Source organism: Citrobacter sp. Ce006 (assembly GCF_030336535.1).
Classification (GTDB): Bacteria; Pseudomonadota; Gammaproteobacteria; order Enterobacterales; family Enterobacteriaceae; genus Citrobacter; species Citrobacter europaeus.
Genome location: NZ_JAOWDO010000073.1, coordinates 505,574 through 526,679, shown reverse-complemented (window position 1 = coordinate 526,679; position 21,106 = coordinate 505,574). Strand labels below are relative to the sequence as shown.

Here is a 21,106-nt window from a genome sequence, read left to right as displayed (position 1 = left end):
CTTCCGTCCTGCGACAGAAGAAGAAATCTCTCAATTATTACCGCTCTTTCGCCGGATGCGGCATAAACGCCTTATCCGACCTACCGTTTCATTACGAATACTTTTTGGTGCGCCGCGTTGGCGCGGTATTCGCCGGATCGTCCGGCCAGACATGTTTGGGATAGCGCCCTTTCATCTCTTTTTGCACCTCGCGGTACGATCCCTGCCAGAACGCGCTCAAATCACTGGTCACCTGTAGCGGTCGCTGGGCAGGAGACAGCAGTTCCAGCACCAACGGTATGCGTCCCTGGGCAATGGTTGGGGTCTTCGCTTCACCAAACATTTCCTGCATCCGCACCGCCAGTACCGGAGGATTATCCTCATGATAGCGAATGGCGATCCGGCTTCCCGTCGGCACAGTGTAATGCGCCGGCAGTTCACTATCCAGACGTTGCAGCATTGACCAATCCAGCAAACCGCGCAACGCCTGAGCCACATTTAGCGCTTTTAACGCGCGTAACGAGTGCACACCGCTCATGTGCGGCAGCAGCCAGCTCTCCAGCGACGCCAGCAGAGAGTCCTCATCTACCGCGGGCCAGTCATACTCTGGCAACCAGTTTGCCGCGCATTGCAGACGCAGGCGAAACTGCTCGGCTTCCGGCGTCCAGTTGAGCACACTGAGTCCTTTATCGCGAATGCCGTTCAACATCGCCTGGTGCAACTCCTCTTCCGAGGGTTTGGCCAGCGGCTGTACTTTTACCGTTAGCTGACCAATGCGTAACCGACGCAATGCCTTTAACGTTCCCTGAGTCTCATCCCATTCGATGGTGTCGGACTGTTGCAGCAGTTCAGGACATGCCTGCATCAACGCCTCGATATCCAGCGGCAAGGCCAGCAGAATACGCGCATCCGGCGAAGCGCTGCCCTGCAGTAACAACGGTGCTATCAGCCATTCATGGCGTCCTGAGGCGTCATCAGCATCCAGCATTGCCCCCATACCGTTGGCCAGTTGATAGCGCCCTTCCTGCCCGCGTCTACGCGCGATCCGATCGGCAAACGCCTGCGCCAGCAATGAGGGGAGCAGCGCGCTGTCGGGCTGTCCGTTGCGAACGTTAAGCCGTTTCAGCAATTGTTGACTGCGCTGCTGCCAGGCAGGCTGATTTCGTGAAAACGCCACAGCCAGATCGGTACTGCCGCCGCGCGGCGGCTCTTCCAGAATCGCAGCCAGTTTCGCCGCCGTTGCCGCTTCATCGTCATTGTTGGCGCTAACCAGCATAGCCGCTAAACGGGGGTCGTTACCCAACGCCGCCATTTTCTGCCCCGTGGCGCTGAGCCTGTCGCCTGCAAGCGCGCCCAGCATCTCCAGCAGCCGTTTTGCCGCCTGCAGGTTGATAGTGGGCGGCGCATCCAGCCAGTTCAGTTGCTCAGGGTCAGTGCATCCCCATTGCAGCAACTCCATCAACAGCCCGGACAGGTCGCTCTGTAATATCTCCGCGTCTCCCTGCGCCGCCGCTCTTTCCGCCTGCTCTTTAGCAAGCAGATGCAAACAGATACCGGGCTCCAGACGCCCTGCGCGACCCGCTCGCTGGGTCATTGAAGCCTGACTGATGCGCTGGGTAATCAGCCGCGTCAAACCGGTACGTGCGTCATAGCGCGCCATGCGCTCCTGCGCGCAGTCCACCACCAGCCGGATACCTTCAATCGTTAAGCTGGTTTCGGCAATATTGGTCGCCAGCACCACTTTGCGCTTACCTTGCGGCGCGGGCAAAATCGCCTGACGCTGTTCGGCAAGCGTCAATGCGCCATACAGCGGGCACAGCACCACATCGCTGCCTACTCGCGTTGCCAGCTGCTCCTGCACACGCAGGATTTCTCCCACTCCCGGTAAAAACAGCAGCAGCGACCCGCTTTCATGGCGCAGTAGATCTGCTGTTGCTATCGCCACCGCTTCATCAAAACGCAGATACGCCGCTAACGGTTGAAACCGCCGCTCAACGGGGAATGCGCGGCCTTCAGAGACGATCGTCGGCGCATCGGGCAACATCTGCTGCAAACGCCCGTTGTCCAGAGTGGCGGACATAATCAACAGTTTTAAATCGTCACGCAGCCCTTGCTGTACGTCCAGCAACAAAGCCAGCGCCAGGTCGGCCTGCAGGCTCCGCTCGTGAAATTCGTCGAGGATCACTAACCCAACGCCCGCCAGTTCAGGATCGCGCTGGATCATGCGCGTCAGCACACCTTCCGTTACCACCTCCAGTCGGGTCTGCGGCCCTATGCAGCTTTGCGCGCGCATGCGATACCCCACGGTCTCGCCCGGCTTTTCATTCAGCAATTCCGCTAACCGCTGCGCCACGTTGCGCGCCGCCAGACGGCGCGGCTCCAGCAAAATAATCCGCCCCTTGATCCCGCGATGCTCAAGAAGCCGCAACGGCAGCCAGGTCGATTTCCCGGCCCCGGTCGGCGCCGTCAGCAGAACCTGCGACGAGGCATCAAGGGCGGTAAGCAGTTCAGGCACTACGGCGGCAACGGGCAACGACGTCACAAATGGCTCCAGAGGGTTAACATTCTTCGCGCTGCATTGTAGCATCGCGTTAATTCATAACCGAGTATCCATCATGTCTGAGCCAAAAAGGCTGTTCTTTGCGATTGAATTGCCAGGCGAGGTTCGGGAGCAGTTAATCCATTGGCGGGCCGCGCAGTTCCCCCCAGAAGCGGGTCGTCCCGTCGCCGCCGATAATCTGCATTTGACGCTGGCCTTTTTAGGCGATGTCAGCGCGGAGAAACAGCAGGCGCTGTCTCAGCTCGCGGGGCGTATTCGCCAGCCGGGTTTTACGCTCAAGTTCGATGATGCCGGGCAATGGCTGCGATCCAGGGTCGTGTGGCTGGGAATGCGTCAGCCACCGCGCGGGTTGCTGCAGTTGGCGAATATGCTGCGGGCGCAGGCCGCACGCAGTGGGTGCTACCAAAGCCCGCAGCCGTTTCACCCGCATATCACGCTGCTGCGCGATGCCGGCCACGCGGTTCCCATCCCCCCACCGGGCTTTGGCTGGTCGTTTCCGGTCACGGAATTTGCGCTTTACTCCTCCTCATTTGCACGAGGACGCACGCGTTACACACAGCTGCAACGCTGGACGCTGACTGAATAATTAAAGGGACTGCTGATGCAATTTTCTCCACCTTTACAACCGGCTACGCTCATTCAGCGCTACAAGCGCTTTTTAGCGGATGTGATCACACCGGATGGCACTGAGTTAACGCTACACTGCCCAAATACCGGCGCGATGACTGGATGCGCAACCCCGGGTGACACCGTCTGGTATTCGACATCAGAAAATACTAAACGGAAATATCCACATACCTGGGAATTAACGCAAACCCAATCAGGGGCATTTATTTGTGTTAACACACTGTGGGCCAATAGATTAACGAAAGAGTCGATTCAGCAGGCGTTAATTTCGGAAGTTTCAGGCTACAGCGTCTTGAAAAGCGAAGTAAAATACGGCGCCGAAGGGAGCCGCATCGACTTTTTGTTGCAGGCGGATTCCCGACCAGACTGCTATATTGAAGTGAAATCAGTCACGTTGGCGGAAAAAGATCAGGGTTATTTTCCCGATGCCATCACTGAACGAGGTCAGAAACATCTTCGGGAATTGATGAGCGTAGCGGCCGAAGGCAAGCGGGCGGTGATATTTTTCGCGGTGCTGCATTCAGCCATTACACGGTTTTCACCCGCGCGCCATATCGATGCAAAATATGCGCAATTATTAGTTGAAGCACAGCTTAAGGGGGTAGAAATTCTGGTTTATAAAGCGGAACTTTCTGCCCATGGTATGACTCTTAAAGAGCCGTTGCCCATTACCTTGTAATGGTGTAAACATTTGGTTAATTAGTATTCTGGGCGCGTGGGCAAATACGCTTTTCCTCACAGGGTTGTCAAGTGTTACGTTTAGATAATTGCTATCCGGAAAAGCATCTGCTATTTATAGCGACCTGATTTTTCCCCCGAACATGGGGATCGATAGTGCGTGTTAAGGAGAAGCAACATGCAAGAAGGGCAAAACCGTAAAACATCGTCCCTGAGTATTCTCGCCATCGCTGGGGTGGAGCCGTACCAGGAGAAACCGGGCGAAGAGTATATGAACGAAGCCCAGCTGTCGCACTTCAGGCGTATTCTTGAGGCATGGCGTAATCAACTTAGGGATGAAGTTGATCGCACCGTATCTCATATGCAAGACGAAGCGGCTAACTTCCCTGATCCGGTGGACCGCGCCGCACAGGAAGAAGAATTCAGCCTTGAGCTGCGTAACCGTGACCGTGAGCGCAAACTGATCAAAAAGATCGAGAAGACGCTGAAGAAAGTGGAAGACGAAGATTTCGGCTACTGCGAATCATGCGGCGTAGAAATTGGTATTCGCCGTCTGGAAGCGCGTCCGACAGCCGATCTGTGCATCGACTGTAAAACGCTGGCAGAAATCCGCGAAAAACAAATGGCAGGTTAATTCCGGTCATTTTTACCACGTTTACTACAGGCGGGAGCATCTCCCGCCTTATTATTTGTTAGTCCGCAAAATGAGCGATTCACACTATATTGGCCGCTTCGCCCCTTCCCCCTCCGGCGAACTGCATTTCGGTTCACTGATTGCCGCCCTCGGCAGTTACCTGCAGGCTCGTGCCCGGCGCGGAATCTGGCGAGTACGCATTGAAGATATTGACCCCCCTCGTGAAGTTCCCGGTGCTGCAGATACGATTCTGCGTCAGCTGGAACATTACGGACTGCACTGGGATGGCGACATTTTGTGGCAATCCCAGCGCCATGACGCCTACAGAGAAACACTCGCCTGGCTGCATCAACAGGATCTGAGCTATTACTGCACCTGTACGCGCGCGCGTATTCAAAGCGTCGGCGGCATTTACGATGGTCACTGCCGTGATCTACGCCACGGGCCTGAACAGGCCGCAGTTCGCATTAAGCAACGCCATCCGGTAATGCAGTTTACGGACCAGTTGCGCGGCGTGATTCAGGCCGACCCACAGCTTGCAGGCGAAGATTTTATTATCCACCGGCGCGACGGACTGTTTGCCTATAACCTCGCGGTGGTCGTCGATGACCACTTCCAGGGCGTAACCGAGATTGTGCGCGGCGCCGATCTTATCGAGCCAACCGTACGGCAGATTTCATTGTATCAACAGTTTGGCTGGCAGGCGCCGGACTATATTCATCTGCCGCTGGCGCTTAACGAGCAAGGCGCTAAACTTTCCAAGCAAAATCATGCGCCTGCATTGCCGAAAGGCGATCCACGTCCGGTGATTGTCGCCGCGCTGCGCTTTCTCGGCCAGCGCGCCGATCTTCCGTGGCAGGAGATGCGCGTGGAGCAGATTCTGGCGTTTGCAGTGGAAAACTGGAGCCTGACAGCAGTGCCAGAATCGGCGATATTAAATCCGCCATTCTCAAATGCGCCATGCTGAGCTATGATTAGCCGCTATTTTTACACAGCAACACTTGTTCTGATTGAAGTTTGACACTACCGAGGTGCACTATTTTTACCCGAGTCGCTAATTTTTGCCGCAAGGTGCTAAGCCGCGAGGAGCGCGAGGCCGAGCTTGCCGTCGCCCGTCCACATATGACGGTAATCCCGCGTGAGCAGCACTCTATCTCCCGCAAAGATATCAGTGAAAATGCCCTGAAGGTAATGTACAGGCTCAATAAGGCCGGATACGAGGCATGGCTGGTTGGCGGAGGCGTACGCGATCTTTTGTTGGGCAAAAAGCCGAAAGATTTTGATGTCACCACTAACGCTACGCCAGATCAGGTGCGAAAACTGTTTCGTAACTGTCGCCTGGTCGGTCGCCGTTTCCGTCTGGCCCATGTCATGTTTGGCCCGGAAATTATCGAAGTGGCGACTTTCCGCGGTCATCATGAAGGCAGCGAGTCCGATCGCACAACTTCCCAGCGCGGACAAAACGGCATGCTGCTGCGCGACAACATCTTCGGCTCCATTGAAGAAGATGCCCAGCGTCGCGACTTCACGATTAACAGCCTGTATTACAGCGTGGCCGATTTCACCGTACGCGATTACGTCGGCGGCATGCAGGATCTCGAAGAAGGCATCATTCGCCTGATCGGTAATCCGGAAACGCGCTATCGCGAAGACCCTGTGCGTATGCTGCGCGCCGTGCGCTTTGCCGCCAAGCTCGACATGCGTATCAGCCCGGAAACCGCAGAGCCGATCCCGCGTCTGGCAACGCTGCTTAACGATATTCCCCCCGCACGCCTGTTCGAAGAAGCGCTTAAGCTGTTACAGGCTGGCTATGGGTATGAAACCTATAAAAAACTGCGTGAGTACAGCCTGTTCCAGCCGCTGTTCCCAACCATTACGCGCTATTTCACCGAAGACGGTGACAGCCCGATGGAACGCATCATCGCCCAGGTACTGAAGAATACCGATAACCGCATTCACAATGATATGCGCGTTAACCCGGCGTTCTTGTTCGCCGCCATGTTCTGGTATCCGTTACTGGAAGCCGCACAGAAAATTGCGCAGGAAAGCGGTCTGGCCTACTACGACGCATTCGCGCTGGCAATGAACGACGTGCTGGACGAAGCCTGCCGCTCGCTGGCTATACCAAAACGTCTGACCTCGCTGACCCGCGATATCTGGCAGCTGCAGCTACGCATGTCTCGTCGTCAGGGTAAACGCGCCTGGAAGCTGATGGAGCATCCGAAGTTCCGCGCCGCTTACGATCTGCTGGCCCTGCGCGCCGAAGTAGAAAACAATGCCGAACTGCAACGACTGGCGAAATGGTGGGGTGAATTCCAGGTTTCAGCGCCGCCGGAACAAAAAGGCATGCTGAACGAACTGGATGAAGAGCCAGACGTACGCCGTCGTCATCGTCGCCCGCGTAAACGCGCGCCGCGTCGCGAAGGTTCCGCATGACCCATCACGTATACCCAATGGATTTCGGGTTGCATCAAGGCGGTGACGCAGATGCAGCCTGAAACACGACGGGTATATATCGCCATCGGCAGTAACCTCGCTTCCCCGCTGGAGCAGGTTAATGCTGCCGTCAAAGCGATTGGCGACATTCCCGACAGCCGTATCGTGGCAATCTCCTCGTTTTACCGCACACCGCCGTTAGGTCCGCAGGATCAACCAGACTACCTGAACGCCGCCGTGGCGCTGGAAACCGCCCTCGCCCCCGAAGCATTGCTGGACCATACTCAGCGTATTGAACTGCAACAGGGCCGCGTGCGCAAAGCTGAACGCTGGGGGCCACGCACGCTGGACCTCGACATTATGCTGTTTGGCGACGAAGTGATTAACACCGACCGTCTGACTGTGCCGCACTACGACATGAAAAACCGTGGTTTTATGCTGTGGCCGTTATACGAAATTGCGCCAGAGCTTATCTTCCCGGATGATCAACAATCACTTGCGTTGCTCGTCCAGCAAACCTCCCCCTGCCCTGCACGCTGGTAGTAGCGTTATATAACAAAGTTAATTACGGGAAAAACACTTTCCATATTAATTAAACTACATTTCGTTTTCAGCAAAACTAATTTATACACGTTCTTCCACTACAACCCATGTAAAATAATTATTATTAAAGAATAATTATTGATTAGTTTCTGCGCCCCCTTACAAAAAACCATATTCTGTAAAAATATGACAAAAAGAACCAAATGAGAATTTCCCCAAAATAATGCCAAAATTAAATGATTTTACCAAATCCATAAATCCAAATTATTTTACAAAACATTACCAACAGCTAAAATATGCCCCTGCTATTTAATATAGCAAAATAGCAATTATCTAATATTTCAAATCCTGTAAGGATACAGTAATGAAAAAAGCAATTTTGGCAGCAGCCATGGTTATGGCAATGGGTTCAACTTCAGCAATGGCAGCGGATGCAGAAGGCGGCCAGATTAATTTTCACGGTTTAGTGAGCGCAACAACCTGTTCTAAAGTGGTTTCCACCAGCCGTGGTGACGAGTCCACCGATGGCAACGTCTATCTGGAGACCGCAACACCTGCTGATATCACCACTGAAGTCGCTGATTCTACTTACGGCGCAAAAGCAGAACCTTTCTCCATCATTCTGAACTGTAAAGATGCTGCCGAAGTGACCACCGGTACTAAGGCTAGTCTGTCAATGGTCTCTGCTTTTGGTAACACCAAAGGGACTCTGGATAACGACACCAACCTGACTGCTGCTGGCATGGCTGCTGCGAAGAACGTAAACATCGCTATCCATGACGACGTCACCAAAACGCTGATGAAAGTTGATGGTGCAGACGTTCACGAAGCCACCTTCAGTGAAGGCAAAATCGCGACCTATAACTTCGTAGCTTCTTACGTTAAAGCGAACGGTACTGATACAGTAACCCCAGGTCACGTTACCACCAACGCAATGTATACCTTTACCTATCAGTAATCGTTTTTTTAAACGATGAAATAAACAGGTAATAAGACGATCGTTAATAGCACCATGTAGTAATCAGGATTCATTTTCTATTAACACGTCGTGTAATAACGGGGTAGTGATGACTACAGCAATCACTCCCCCGTCATTGATTTATAAACATCCAACTCACTACAAGCAAGGAATGCTCATGTTGAATTTTAAGAAAACGCTTACCACATTGGTACTTGCAGGAAGCTTATTTAGTAATATCAGCCATGCCGATATCATTATTTCCGGCACGCGCATCATTTATGATGAAAATAAAAAAGATGTCAGTGTTCGCCTGGAAAACAAAGGGACTCGCCCATTACTGGTGCAAAACTGGATTGATATGGGGAATGAAAACAGCGATCCGGGCAGTATTAAGGCGCCTTTCGTCTCTACGCCTCCGGTTTCACGAATTGAACCCAAACGCGGTCAATCCGTAAAAATCATGTATACCCAGGCCACCGCATTGCCAAAAGACCGCGAAAGCGTGTTCTGGTTCAACGTGCTGGAAGTGCCGCCTAAAGCCGACACCAGCAAAGAAGAAAACAAAAATTTACTGCAGTTAGCCTTCCGCACTCGCATCAAATTGTTTTACCGCCCTGCAGGTCTTCAGGGTTCACCTGCCGAAGCCACCAAACAGTTGAAGTGGCAGATGGGGAATGAACAAGGCAAAGCAGCCGTGCAGGTGAATAACCCAACCCCTTACTACGTTTCGTTTAATGATGCCGTCGTTACGGTTGGCGGAAAACGCTACACCGTCGACGCCACCATGGTTGCACCTCTGAGTAAAGAATCCTTCAGCGTTAAAGGTCTGCAAAACGCCACCTCAGGCAAGCTGGACTACCACGCCATTAATGATTACGGCGGCATGATCGAAGGTTCCGTTTCTCTGTAATCAATTAATCAAAACGCAGGATGAAAAGACGGTGCAAAACGTTCCTCATAAAAATAAGATGCCGAAAAAAACGCTGCTGGCGGTTTGCTGCGCACTGTTTTATAGCCAGTCGGGTTTAACCGCCGAAAGCGTTGAATATGACAGCACCTTCCTGATGGGGAGCAGTGCCTCAACGATTGATATCAGTAAATATGCCGATGGCAACCCAACGCCAGCGGGGATCTACAATGTAAAGGTTTACGTTAACGAAAAAGCGGTCGCCACCCTGTCGATACCGTTTATTGATACCGGTAAAAAGAGTGCGCAAGCCTGCCTGACGTCAAAAAACCTGGCGCAGTTGCATATCAAACAGCCTGAACTCTCCGGTGAGCAGGCCATTCTGAAGAAAGGCAATGAAGAAGAGGAAGACTGTTTAAATCTTCCGGCGCTTATCGATCAGTCAAACGTGAGCTTTGATATGGGCGAACAACGTCTGGATGTCTCCATTCCACAGGCGTGGCTGATCAAAGGTTATTCTGGCTATGTTGAACCGTCCCTGTGGGAAAGCGGTATTCCGGCGGCGTTATTTTCCTATAACCTTAACGGCTACCACAGCACCAGCAGTGGTACTGACAACGACAGCCTGTACGCCGCATTTAACACCGGTATCAACCTCGGCGCATGGCGCCTGCGCGCCAGCGGCAACTATAACTGGACGAAAGATGGCGACAGTAATTTCGACTATCAGAACCGTTATCTGCAGCGCGACCTGCCGGCGCTACGCTCACAACTGATCGTCGGCGAAGCTTATACCACCGGCGAAACCTTCGACTCGGTGAGTATTCGCGGCGCGCGTCTGTATAGCGACACCCGCATGCTGCCTTCGCAGTTGGCTAACTACGCGCCGATCATCCGTGGCGTCGCCAACACCAACGCCAAAGTGACCATCACTCAGGGCAGCTACAAGATTTATGAAGCGACCGTCCCGCCGGGACCTTTCGAAATCAACGATATCAGCCCGTCCGGCTACGGTAGCGATCTGGTCGTCACCATCGAAGAAGCCGACGGCAGCAAACGCACCTTCTCTCAGCCGTTCTCTTCAGTTATGCAGATGCAGCGTCCGGGCGTCGGGCGCTGGGATCTGAGCGTCGGGGAAGTCAATAACGACGAACTTCACGACAAGCCCAATATGGCGCAGGGTTCGTACTACTACGGTCTGAACAACGTGCTGACGGCCTACACCGGCGTTCAGGCCACGGATAATAACTACCTTGCAGGGCTCTTCGGCCTCGGCCTGAACACGTCCTTTGGCGCGCTGGCGGTCGACGTAACCCACTCGCGCGCGGAAATCCCGGACGACAAAACCTATCAGGGACAAAGCTATCGCGTAACGTGGAACAAACTGATTGAAGCGACCGATACGTCGTTCAACGTCGCGGCTTACCGCTATTCGACGCAAAACTATCTCGGCCTGAATGATGCTATCGAGCTTATCGACGACGCCAAATTCAAAGGTGAAGATGCCGAGCAGGACACCATGAATAACTTCTCGCGCATGAAGAATCAGGTCACCGTCAGCATGAACCAGCCTTTGCAGTCGGCTGAGGTTGATTACGGTTCATTTTATCTGTCAGCCACCTGGACCGACTATTGGGCGAGCAACGAGAGCCGCAGCGATTACAGCATGGGCTACGGCAAAGGCTTCTCCTGGGGCAGCATGAGCATCAACCTGCAGCGCACCTGGGATGAAGAGGGTCAGAAGGATGATTCGCTCTATATCAACTTCAACATACCGCTGGCAAACCTGCTGGGCGGTGAACATCGCCGCTCAGGTTTCAATAACCTGAGCACCCAGATGCGTACCGATTTTAACGGTGGGCACCAGCTCAGCATGAACAGTAGCGGCAGCAGTGAAGACAACAAGTTCAACTACAGCGTCAACACCGGCTACACCATGCAAAAAGAGGGTAAGAACATCTCTGATGTCGGCGGCTACACCAGCTACCAGTCGCCGTGGGGTGATATTTCGGCCTCTGCCTCCGCCAATAACGACAGCAACCGTCAGTACTCGCTTTCCACCAATGGCGGCTTTGTACTGCACAGCGGCGGGCTGACCTTTACTAACGATAGCTTCGGCAACAACGATGCCATCGTGCTGGTGAAAGCCCCTGGCGCTAAAGGCGCCAAAATTAACGGCGGCAGCAGCACCATTGACCGCTGGGGTTACGGCGCAACGAACTCGCTGACGGCCTACCGAGAAAACCAGGTCAACCTCGACATTGACACAATGGATAACGACGTCGAGCTCAAGAGCACCAGCGCCACCCTGGTTCCACGCGATGGCGCGGTCGTTTTCGCCAGTTTTGAAACCGATGAAGGGCGTTCAGCCATTCTCAACATGACGCGCGACGATGGTAAAACCATTCCATTCGGTGCCGAAGTTTACGAGAACGACGTGCAGATCGGCAATATGGGCCAGGGCGGCCAGGCATTTGTTCGCGGCATTAGCGACAGCGGCGAACTTTCGGTGAACTGGTTCGAAAACAACCAGCCAACCCGTTGTCAGGCAACCTTCCTGTTGCCGGCAACACAACAAACGGTCGGCGCCAGCCAGACCCTACTGTTAGACAACATTACGTGTCGTGTCATCAACCACAATGTAAATGGAATCCCCAATGAAAAGGAATAAGCGCTTTTTAGCTGCCTCCGTACTCGCGGTACTTTTTCCGCTGACCAGCCAGGCGGAAACAGTGAACGTCGACTTCACCGCCACCGTACTGGGCACCACCTGTAACATGACCATTGCCGCGCTGGATGGTTCATCCGTTTCCGGCGACGCCACCAACGGCTATAAGTTAACGGTGGGCGATGTCGGTCTGGATAAGATCGTCAAGAAATCAGCGGAGTCGCAGAAAAACTTTAAGTTTGTCTCCAGCGAATGTGCCGGTTCAATGACCAGTATCACCACCACACTGGCGACATCCGCATCCGCCAGCGGCAATTTTATTAAAAATGAATCTTCCGATACCGGTGCCGCCACCAATATCGGTATGGGCTTTAAGCGTAAAAGCACCAGCGGCGAAACCTATTTAACGCCGGGGTCCGGCACCCTCACCTGGTCTCCTGAGGAGCGCACCAACAACGCCCTTGAAATGACCGTGGCGCTGCGCGAACTGACGGATGGCGCGGGCACCACCGGCGCATTCAGCTCCAAAGCGACCTTTACCTTCACTTATCAATAACAGGGACGATGATAATGAAAAAACAATTTTTGCGCGGGTTAATTTTTGGCGCACTGGCAACGATGGGTACGGGCGTTTCCACCCTGGCGCAGGCCGACGGTACGGCAAGCCTGGATTTAACCGTAGAGGCCAATATCACCGCCGGCACCTGTGCGGCATCGGTGGTTGACGGCGAGACCGCCACCAACACCATTGGCTTTGGTAATGTCTATATCTCTGAAGTTTTTGCAAAAACAAAAGTGAAACCGTTTAAGCTGCGTTTTAGCGAATGCGCAGGATTAAAAGATAAGACAGCGACTGTCGTATTAGATCATGCCGCAAGCGGTGGTGGTTGCGCTGGCGGAAATGGTCAAAATGCTGAATTTGCGAATATGTCATCATCCGAAAGCAAAGCAGCCAAGGTCGCAGTAGAAGTGTGGACCACCGAGACACCAGCAGGTACAAACAGTGTGCAATTACATTGTTATAACAAAAATGCCCAAACAGTGGATCTGAGTGCAGCGACGTCTACCACCCCAGTGGATTTCCCGTTAAGTGCTCGTATGGCCCCGGTAACTGGCTCGGCACTCAATACGCTTACCGCCGGTGATTTCTATTCACCAACCACGTTCACCATTACTTACCAGTAACGGTAATCGCCATGATGCGTTTGCGTAGATTCACACTCTCCGCGTTAATTTCAGGGCTGGCAACAGCCCTGGTTGTCGCGCCGCTGTATGCCGACACCAACGTGGATTTCACCGCCACCGTGCAGAAGGATACCTGCCAGATAGAAATTAATGGCAGTGGAACGGTAAATTTCGCAACCGTAGGTCCCGCCTATTTCGCTGACGGTATTTCCGCCGAAAGCGACTATAAGGGGGGAGAAGAGTTCTCCATTAAGCTCCTGAGTTGCCCGGTCAGCGACGGAGCCATGACCAATGTGACGTTTGAATTCACGCCGCAAAGCGGGCAGTTTGCCGCGGGCAATCAGCAGGTGTTTGCCAACGAGCTTATTCAGAGCGCAGGCGGAGCAGACAACGTAGGCGTGGTGATCTTTACCACGGACGCCCCGCGTAAGAATGTGTTGAATACGGATGGCACATCGCGAGCAACCTTTAACGCAACGGCCTACAGCGATACTAGCTGGACCTTTTACTCCAGAATGCAAAAAATCCTTGATAGCGGCACGGTGACGCCAGGTGAGTTAAGCAGCCGTGTGTTAGTGAATGTAAAATACGAATAACGCCACGGTCCGTTCACAACAGCCTTCTCCCTGAACATATTCCCGACGGAACACCGTCGGGAATTCCCACAAAGGGCTAACGCTTTTCTGCTTCATTCCCCTACAATGCGCCCATTCTATTCATCAATATTATGGCCGGAGAGGTTATGAGCAAACCCACTACTATCGCTGTGCTGCAGAAATGCAAACAAGAGAAAAAGCGCTTCGCAACAATCACCGCCTACGACTATAGCTTTGCCAAACTGTTCGCCGACGTTGGTCTCAACGTGATGCTGGTTGGCGATTCGCTGGGCATGACGGTACAGGGGCACGACTCCACCCTGCCGGTCACCGTGGAAGACATTGCCTACCACACCCGCGCCGTGCGCCGTGGCGCGCCCAACTGTCTGCTGCTCTCCGACCTGCCGTTTATGGCTTACGCCACTCCGGAGCAGGCATTTGAAAACGCCGCCATCGTGATGCGCGCGGGCGCGAATATGGTCAAAATCGAAGGCGGCGCCTGGCTTACGGATACCGTAAAAATGCTCACCGAACGCGCGGTGCCGGTTTGCGGTCATCTGGGATTAACCCCCCAGTCGGTGAATATCTTCGGCGGCTATAAAATTCAGGGTCGCGGCGACGCCGGACAGGTACTGCTGGACGACGCGCTGGCCTTAGAAGCCGCCGGCGCTCAACTGCTGGTGCTGGAGTGCGTGCCGGTTGAGCTGGCGAAACGCGTCACAGAGGCGCTGTCGATTCCGGTTATCGGTATTGGCGCAGGTAACGTCACCGACGGGCAAATCCTGGTGATGCACGATGCGTTTGGCATTACCGGTGGACACATCCCGAAATTTGCGAAGAATTTCCTCCATGAAGCAGGCGACATGCGCGCCGCAGTGCGGCAGTATATGGCTGAAGTGGAGTCCGGCGTTTATCCGGGCGAAGAACACAGTTTCCATTAAGGAGTCAAGGTGTGTTAATTATCGAAACCCTGCCGCTGCTGCGCCAGCATATTCGTCGTCTGCGTCAGGAAGGCAAACGCGTCGCCCTGGTTCCCACCATGGGCAACCTGCACGATGGCCATATGAAGCTGGTCGATGAAGCAAAAGCCCGGGCCGATGTGGTCATTGTCAGCATTTTCGTCAACCCGATGCAATTTGACCGGCCGGACGATCTGGTGCGTTATCCGCGCACGCTGCAGGAAGACTGCGAAAAGCTGAACAAGCGCAAAGTCGATTATGTATTTGCCCCAGCCGTGGAAGAAATCTATCCGCAGGGTCTGGAAGGCCAGACTTTCGTTGATGTTCCCGGCCTCTCCACCATGCTGGAAGGCGCCAGCCGTCCAGGCCACTTCCGTGGCGTTGCCACGATCGTCAGCAAGCTGTTTAACCTGATCCAGCCAGATATCGCCTGCTTTGGTGAGAAAGATTTCCAGCAGCTGGCGCTGATCCGCAAAATGGTGGCGGATATGGGTTATGACATTGAGATCGTGGGCGTGCCAATTATTCGCGCCAAAGACGGTCTGGCGCTTAGCTCACGTAACGGTTATCTGACCGCAGAGCAGCGAAAAATTGCGCCAGGTCTGCACAAAGTGATGAACGGCATCGCTGAAAAACTGATTGCGGGTCATCGTGAGCTGCAAGAGATTATTGCCATTGCCGAGCAGGAACTGAATGAAAAAGGCTTTCGCGCCGACGATATTCAGATTCGCGATGCCGACACCCTGCTGGAGCTGACGGAAACCAGTAAACGCGCGGTGATTCTCGCCGCCGCCTGGCTGGGTCAGGCGCGCCTGATCGATAATCAAAGCGTTACATTAGCCCAGTAGACACGGGTTAAAAATCAGGCAATACTGCCTGAGAATTTCTCAAAGCAGGCCACTCGCGCCTGCTTAGCCAAGGTAAACGACAGGGTATAGAAGTTATGATTCGCACCATGCTGCAAGGCAAGCTCCACCGCGTAAAAGTTACGCAGGCGGACCTGCACTACGAAGGCTCCTGCGCCATCGACCAGGATTTCCTCGATGCCTCTGGTATTCTGGAAAACGAAGCTATTGATATCTGGAACGTGACCAACGGTAAACGTTTCTCAACCTATGCGATTGCGGCTGAACGCGGCTCCAGAATCATCTCGGTGAACGGCGCGGCAGCGCACTGTGCTGAAGTCGGCGACATTGTGATTATCGCCAGCTTCGTCACCATGTCTGATGAAGAAGCTCGTACCTGGCGTCCGAAAGTCGCCTACTTTGAAGGCGACAACGAGATGAAGCGTACCGCGAAAGCCATTCCGGTACAGGTTGCCTGACAGCCCTTACCCCTGCGGCTGATTGACTATCAGCCGCGACATCGTCTCCAGCGAATCCGTTCTTAAAATATAAAGTCTTTTCAATAAGAACGGATTATCCCCCGGTTTAACCTTCCCTCTCACCGTGGTGACCGCCATGTGGAATCCCGCGTCGCCTGCCGCTTTTACCGCCGTAGCGTTATAACCGCCAAACGGATATGAAAGATACAGGACGTGAGGATTGAACTGGGACAGCGCCCGGCGCGAACGGGCAAAATCAAACAGAATGTTGTGATAGCTGCGACTCAAAAGGATTGGCCGGTGATTGGCATCCACCCGATGTAAAAAATGAGTATGCGACTGGAAGTCGAACACGTCGCGGATCTCGTTCAGTTCAGAAAGGCTCATAAACTGCAGCGATTTCGGATCCCACTTCTGCGGGTGGCGCTTGATGCGTGAGGAGATGATAAACGCCGTTGCCTTCATGCCGTGCTGCTTCAGAATCGGGTAAGCATAACGGCTCACCGACTTCAGCCCATCATCAAAAGTCAGCACCACCGCCCGCGCCGGGAGGTTCATGTTGTTGCGGATATAGCCTTCCAGTTGGTACATCGTCAACGTGGTATAGCCGCGGTCCTGGAGCCAGGCCATCTGGTTGCTGAAGGCGCGTACGGAGGTTGTCGTGGAGGTGTGACGAAAGCGGGTGTTCTCTTCATCGCGCAGAATATGGTGATAGGTTAACACCGGGATACCGTTGTCTTCCTGCGCATCCAGCGCGCTAATGTAGGCCAGTCTGCCGCCGATGCGGATCTGGTACCAGGTCTGGTTGAGACGGTCTTTAAGCTTGCTGATAACCGGATATCGCAGATTATCCGCCAGCACGCCAAACGGAGCGCTACCGACATCCGGAGCGTTATACACCGGCGTATCTTTCCAGGTCACCAGGCTTTGATTGCTGAGGGGTTTATTGAGATCGCCCAGACCATCGTCAACTTTCTGCCGCCCCTGAACCGGCTCCAGATGTCCCTTATCAATAAATCCGGTGCCAAAGCCAAAGGTAAATTCGTAATAGTCTGCCGCGATGGGCTCAACGGCAAGGATCTGCCCGGCGCGAATATTCCCGACCGTCACCATCTTATTGCCAATCTGCGCCCATACGGCGGCCGCTTCGGTGGTTTGCATATAGCGAGCAGGCAAAGCCGCGGCGACGCTGCCAGAGAACAGGAGCACTACAACAAGCAGAACGCGCATAACCATATGAGATAACCGAGGCGAGAAACCCCGGCTATTGTAGCAAAAGTGCCATCAATACCAATGATTAATACTCATACAAATCATGCTTCAACACGAACGGGGGATTTTTCTGTTGTTGGTGCCACAGGCTAGAGACTTCAGGCCCGCCAAGCGCGACGATGCAATCGCGAAACGCAGAACTGCTCATCGATTCCCGCGACGAAATCATTCGCTCAAGCAATGGATAGCTGATACCTGAAATCACTTCACACTGGGAATGTTTGTGGCTCATTAACGAAGCGACGCGGTAAGGCGCGGCCCCGGCCATATCCGTCAGGAAGATCACGCCCTCGCCTGAGTCGGTGGCATGCAGGGCATGACACATCATGCGGCTTAGCATATTTGAACTGAGTCCACGCCAAAAGCTTACCGCCTGGCATTGGACCAACGGGCCGTACTTTTTCTCCAGACGATGCAGCATGTCCTGTGCCTTATCGTCATGACAGGTAATTACCCAACCTAACATTGCCTACCTCCTTAGCAGGCAAGTAGTTTATCAGGGTGATAAATCGGTAATGGTGATAAGCATCAAAAGTCTTCCTCTCCCGGCCAGGGAGAGGAAGAAAGAATTAGCTACGCAGGCCGCGTCCGCGCTGAATCAGGTACCAGCACAGCAGGTAGAACGCTGCAATGAACACCACCAGCACGCCAAACGTGGTGACCAGCGGAACATCATGAATACCCAGGAAGCCGTAGCGGAAACCGCTAATCATGTAGACAATTGGGTTCAGATGCGACAGTCCCTGCCAGAAAGGCGGCAGCAGCGTTAACGAATAGAACACGCCACCCAGATAAGTCAGCGGCGTCAGCACGAAGGTCGGGATCAGGCTGATATCGTCAAAGGTTTTAGCGAAAACCGCGTTCAACAATCCGGCCAGCGAAAACAGCACCGCCGTCAGCACCAGCGTGAGCGCCACAAAGACCCACGAGTGCACCTGGAACGGCACGAAGAACAGTGAGATAGCGGTGACCAGAATGCCTACGCACAGGCCGCGTGCCACGCCGCCGCCGACAAAACCGGCGATGATCACGTGCGTCGGCACCGGGGCGACCAGCAGTTCTTCAATGTTGCGCTGAAACTTGGCGCTAAAGAATGACGATGCCACGTTAGCGTACGAGTTGGTGATCACCGCCATCATAATCAGCCCCGGCACGATAAACTGCATGTAGCTAAAACCGTGCATTTCACCGATACGCGAGCCGATCAAATTACCGAAGATAATAAAATAGAGCGTCATGGTAATGACCGGAGGAACCAGCGTTTGGATCCAGATCCGCATAAAGCGGTGGATCTCTTTCGCCCAGATGCTTTTCAGCGCTACCCAGTAAAGCTGCATCATGCGCGATCTCCTTGTTTTTCATGCACCAGGGAAACAAACAGTTCCTCCAGTCGGTTCGCCTTGTTGCGCATACTCAATACCTGAACCCCCTGGGCGCTCAGCTGTGAGAACACGCTGTTGACCCCCTGTTCACGCAGAACTTCCACTTCCAGCGTGGAGGTATCCACCAGCCGGTACTGATAACCTTCCAGTTTTGGCAGCGGGCTTTTCGGCGCCAGATCGAGAATAAAGGTTTCGGATTTCAGCTTGGAGAGCAGGCTCTTCATCGAGGTATTTTCCACCAGCTCGCCGTGCTGAATAATGCCGATATTGCGACACAGCATTTCCGCTTCTTCGAGATAGTGGGTGGTCAGAATAATGGTGGTGCCTTTATCGTTTAAATCCTTTAAAAAGCCCCACATTGAACGGCGCAGCTCAATGTCGACGCCCGCCGTCGGTTCATCCAGGATAAGTAATTTTGGCTCGTGCATCAGCGCCCGGGCAATCATCAGACGGCGCTTCATCCCACCGGAAAGCATGCGCGCGCGCTCGTTACGTTTTTCCCATAAATCGAGCTGCTTTAAATATAATTCGCTGCGTTTGACCGCCTCTTTATGCTCAACGCCGTAGTAACCCGCCTGGTTGACCACGATCTGCTGCACGGTTTCAAACGGGTTAAAGTTAAACTCCTGCGGTACTAACCCAAGCTGGCGTTTAGCGTTAACCGTATCTTTCTCAAGATCGTAGCCGAAGACGCTCACCCGCCCGGAGGATTTATTCACCAGCGAGCTGATTATCCCGATGGTGGTGGACTTCCCTGCGCCGTTAGGGCCTAAAAGCGCATAAAAATCACCCGCTTCGACTTGCAAATCTATGCCGCGTAGCGCCTGAACGCCACCGGGATAGGTTTTTTTAAGTTGTTGAAGTTCCAGAGCAATGGTCATGGTTTTTTACTTACCTTACGTTCTGACATTTTATATATAGTTTAATTAATGCTGGAGTTACCCTATATTAGCCCATCGAATTTATCTGGCTTCGGGTCGTACAACTCCATGAAAGACATAGATACACTCATCAGCAACAATGCACTATGGTCAAAGATGCTGGTAGAAGAAGATCCCGGATTTTTTGAAACCCTGACACATGCGCAGAATCCGCGTTTTCTATGGATTGGATGTTCCGATAGCCGCGTTCCCGCTGAGCGTTTAACCGGTCTTGAACCGGGTGAACTGTTTGTTCACCGTAACGTGGCCAACCTGGTTATTCACACCGACCTGAACTGTCTCTCAGTGGTTCAGTATGCGGTGGATGTGCTGGAAGTGGAACATATTATTATATGCGGCCACTATGGATGCGGCGGCGTCCAGGCGGCTATTGAAAATAAAGAACAGGGGCTGATTGATAACTGGTTACTGCATATTCGCGATATCTGGTTTAAACACAGCTCACTGCTGGGCGAAATGCCGCAAGAACGTCGCATGGACACCCTGTGCGAACTTAATGTCATGGAGCAGGTGTATAACCTGGGCCACTCAACCATTATGCGTTCAGCCTGGAAGCGCGGTCAGAAAGTTACCATTCACGGCTGGGCTTACGGTATTCATGATGGCCTGCTGCGCGATCTGGACGTCACCGCCACCAGTCGCGAAACGCTGGAGCAGCGTTATCGCCAGGGGTTGTCTAACCTTAGTCAGAAACACATCAACCATAAATAATGTGACATTGCCGGGAGGCGGCTACGCCTTACCCGGCCTACAAACCTGCGCCACCAGGCGCTCCCGACATTACTCGTCCAGCAGCACCACTTTGCCAACGTACGGCAGATGGCGATAACGCTGGGCATAGTCAATGCCGTAGCCGACAACAAACTCATCTGGAATAGAGAATCCGATAAACTCAACCGGAACATCCACTTCGCGACGGGAAGGTTTGTCCAGCAGCGTACAGATAGCCAGGGATTTCGGCTCGCGCAGGCTCAGAATCTCACGCACTTTGGACAGCGTGTTGCCGGAGTCGATGATGTCTTCAACAATCAGCACGTCTTTGCCACGAATGTCTTCATCCAGGTCTTTCAGGATTTTAACATCGCGCGTGGTAGACATGCCGCTGCCATAGCTGGATGCAGTCATGAAATCGACTTCGTGGGAGACATGCACTTCACGGCACAGGTCCGCCATAAACATAAATGAGCCGCGTAACAGACCAACCAGCACCATATCGCTGCCGCTGTCCTTGTAACGTTCATTAATTTGACGTCCCAGTTCAGCAATACGCGCTTTGATCTCCGCTTCCGGGATCATGACTTCAACAGTATGTTTCATATCTCTAACCATATGATTTAAAAACAAATCACTTAATGCTTACTTTTAATAAGCCAGCATCTAAGCGCAAGGCACGCAGTATACCAGCAAAAGCATTCATACGCGGCATCTGTTGATAAAGTTCATAATGTGACAAT

The 21,106-nt window shown here is 53.3% G+C and carries 22 protein-coding genes; 16 read left to right on the top strand and 6 right to left on the bottom strand.

Features of this window, described 5'->3' with window-relative positions:
* Nucleotides 1-91: 91 nt before the first annotated feature.
* Nucleotides 92-2,521 (bottom strand): ATP-dependent helicase HrpB, encoded by a 2,430-nt coding sequence (gene hrpB, locus OGV94_RS21180; protein WP_286524333.1) that lies wholly within the window; start codon nucleotides 2,519-2,521, stop codon nucleotides 92-94.
* A gap of 73 nt (nucleotides 2,522-2,594) precedes the next feature.
* Between hrpB and thpR the strand changes: the two genes are divergently transcribed.
* From thpR to panD, 15 genes are all read left to right on the top strand, one after another.
* Complete coding sequence (thpR, locus tag OGV94_RS21175) at nucleotides 2,595-3,125, top strand: RNA 2',3'-cyclic phosphodiesterase (RefSeq protein ID WP_043018465.1); 531 nt, start codon at nucleotides 2,595-2,597, stop codon at nucleotides 3,123-3,125.
* A 15-nt stretch (nucleotides 3,126-3,140) separates the two neighbouring features.
* On the top strand, nucleotides 3,141-3,845 hold the full coding sequence (sfsA, locus tag OGV94_RS21170) for a DNA/RNA nuclease SfsA (protein WP_043018464.1): 705 nt from the start codon (nucleotides 3,141-3,143) through the stop codon (nucleotides 3,843-3,845).
* A gap of 177 nt (nucleotides 3,846-4,022) precedes the next feature.
* Nucleotides 4,023-4,478 carry an RNA polymerase-binding protein DksA gene (gene dksA / locus OGV94_RS21165; RefSeq protein ID WP_003018625.1) on the top strand — a complete coding sequence of 152 codons (456 nt, stop codon included), beginning with the start codon at nucleotides 4,023-4,025 and terminating at the stop codon, nucleotides 4,476-4,478.
* Between the two features lie 70 nt (nucleotides 4,479-4,548).
* A complete protein-coding gene (gene gluQRS / locus OGV94_RS21160; protein ID WP_043018463.1) occupies nucleotides 4,549-5,445 on the top strand; it encodes a tRNA glutamyl-Q(34) synthetase GluQRS in 897 nt (298 codons plus the stop codon).
* 71 nt (nucleotides 5,446-5,516) lie between these two features.
* The gene (gene pcnB / locus OGV94_RS21155; protein ID WP_204363990.1) at nucleotides 5,517-6,914 is read left to right on the top strand and encodes a polynucleotide adenylyltransferase PcnB; all 1,398 of its coding nucleotides are present in this window, start codon (nucleotides 5,517-5,519) and stop codon (nucleotides 6,912-6,914) included.
* Between the two features lie 51 nt (nucleotides 6,915-6,965).
* A complete protein-coding gene (gene folK, locus OGV94_RS21150; protein ID WP_080625715.1) occupies nucleotides 6,966-7,457 on the top strand; it encodes a 2-amino-4-hydroxy-6-hydroxymethyldihydropteridine diphosphokinase in 492 nt (163 codons plus the stop codon).
* A gap of 364 nt (nucleotides 7,458-7,821) precedes the next feature.
* Nucleotides 7,822-8,415, top strand: coding sequence for a fimbrial protein (locus OGV94_RS21145; protein WP_043018460.1), 594 nt, complete (start codon nucleotides 7,822-7,824; stop codon nucleotides 8,413-8,415).
* Nucleotides 8,416-8,593: 178 nt separating this feature from the next.
* Nucleotides 8,594-9,328, top strand: coding sequence for a fimbrial chaperone (locus OGV94_RS21140; protein ID WP_286524329.1), 735 nt, complete (start codon nucleotides 8,594-8,596; stop codon nucleotides 9,326-9,328).
* A gap of 31 nt (nucleotides 9,329-9,359) precedes the next feature.
* Nucleotides 9,360-11,996 (top strand): outer membrane usher protein, encoded by a 2,637-nt coding sequence (locus OGV94_RS21135; RefSeq protein ID WP_101706112.1) that lies wholly within the window; start codon nucleotides 9,360-9,362, stop codon nucleotides 11,994-11,996.
* Nucleotides 11,983-12,549 carry a fimbrial protein gene (locus tag OGV94_RS21130; RefSeq protein ID WP_047406138.1) on the top strand — a complete coding sequence of 189 codons (567 nt, stop codon included), beginning with the start codon at nucleotides 11,983-11,985 and terminating at the stop codon, nucleotides 12,547-12,549. Before OGV94_RS21135 ends, OGV94_RS21130 begins: the two co-directional genes overlap by 14 nt.
* A gap of 14 nt (nucleotides 12,550-12,563) precedes the next feature.
* Nucleotides 12,564-13,178, top strand: coding sequence for a fimbrial protein (locus OGV94_RS21125; RefSeq protein ID WP_047406141.1), 615 nt, complete (start codon nucleotides 12,564-12,566; stop codon nucleotides 13,176-13,178).
* A gap of 11 nt (nucleotides 13,179-13,189) precedes the next feature.
* Nucleotides 13,190-13,774 carry a fimbrial-like protein gene (locus OGV94_RS21120; RefSeq protein ID WP_043018456.1) on the top strand — a complete coding sequence of 195 codons (585 nt, stop codon included), beginning with the start codon at nucleotides 13,190-13,192 and terminating at the stop codon, nucleotides 13,772-13,774.
* A 146-nt stretch (nucleotides 13,775-13,920) separates the two neighbouring features.
* On the top strand, nucleotides 13,921-14,715 hold the full coding sequence (gene panB, locus OGV94_RS21115) for a 3-methyl-2-oxobutanoate hydroxymethyltransferase (protein WP_181230766.1): 795 nt from the start codon (nucleotides 13,921-13,923) through the stop codon (nucleotides 14,713-14,715).
* Nucleotides 14,716-14,726: 11 nt separating this feature from the next.
* Nucleotides 14,727-15,581 (top strand): pantoate--beta-alanine ligase, encoded by an 855-nt coding sequence (gene panC, locus OGV94_RS21110; protein ID WP_043018454.1) that lies wholly within the window; start codon nucleotides 14,727-14,729, stop codon nucleotides 15,579-15,581.
* 95 nt (nucleotides 15,582-15,676) lie between these two features.
* Entirely contained in the window at nucleotides 15,677-16,057 is a 381-nt protein-coding gene (gene panD / locus OGV94_RS21105) for an aspartate 1-decarboxylase (protein ID WP_000621526.1), read from the top strand.
* 6 nt (nucleotides 16,058-16,063) lie between these two features.
* Here the strand turns inward: panD and OGV94_RS21100 are convergent, their stop codons facing one another.
* The 4 genes from OGV94_RS21100 to OGV94_RS21085 all read right to left on the bottom strand — a co-directional run bounded on the left by OGV94_RS21100 (nucleotide 16,064) and on the right by OGV94_RS21085 (nucleotide 19,592).
* Entirely contained in the window at nucleotides 16,064-17,293 is a 1,230-nt protein-coding gene (locus OGV94_RS21100) for a polysaccharide deacetylase family protein (RefSeq protein ID WP_043018453.1), read from the bottom strand.
* A gap of 61 nt (nucleotides 17,294-17,354) precedes the next feature.
* Nucleotides 17,355-17,795 (bottom strand): PTS sugar transporter subunit IIA, encoded by a 441-nt coding sequence (locus OGV94_RS21095; RefSeq protein WP_043018452.1) that lies wholly within the window; start codon nucleotides 17,793-17,795, stop codon nucleotides 17,355-17,357.
* A gap of 103 nt (nucleotides 17,796-17,898) precedes the next feature.
* A complete protein-coding gene (locus OGV94_RS21090) occupies nucleotides 17,899-18,669 on the bottom strand; it encodes an ABC transporter permease (RefSeq protein ID WP_008786229.1) in 771 nt (256 codons plus the stop codon).
* Nucleotides 18,666-19,592 (bottom strand): ABC transporter ATP-binding protein, encoded by a 927-nt coding sequence (locus OGV94_RS21085; RefSeq protein WP_047406150.1) that lies wholly within the window; start codon nucleotides 19,590-19,592, stop codon nucleotides 18,666-18,668. Before OGV94_RS21085 ends, OGV94_RS21090 begins: the two co-directional genes overlap by 4 nt.
* Nucleotides 19,593-19,700: 108 nt before the next feature.
* Here OGV94_RS21085 and can point away from each other — a divergent pair, with 108 nt between their 5' ends.
* On the top strand, nucleotides 19,701-20,363 hold the full coding sequence (can, locus tag OGV94_RS21080) for a carbonate dehydratase (protein WP_043018450.1): 663 nt from the start codon (nucleotides 19,701-19,703) through the stop codon (nucleotides 20,361-20,363).
* Nucleotides 20,364-20,432: 69 nt separating this feature from the next.
* Here the strand turns inward: can and hpt are convergent, their stop codons facing one another.
* On the bottom strand, nucleotides 20,433-20,969 hold the full coding sequence (hpt, locus tag OGV94_RS21075) for a hypoxanthine phosphoribosyltransferase (RefSeq protein WP_042312274.1): 537 nt from the start codon (nucleotides 20,967-20,969) through the stop codon (nucleotides 20,433-20,435).
* Between the last annotated feature and the right edge of the window lie 137 nt (nucleotides 20,970-21,106).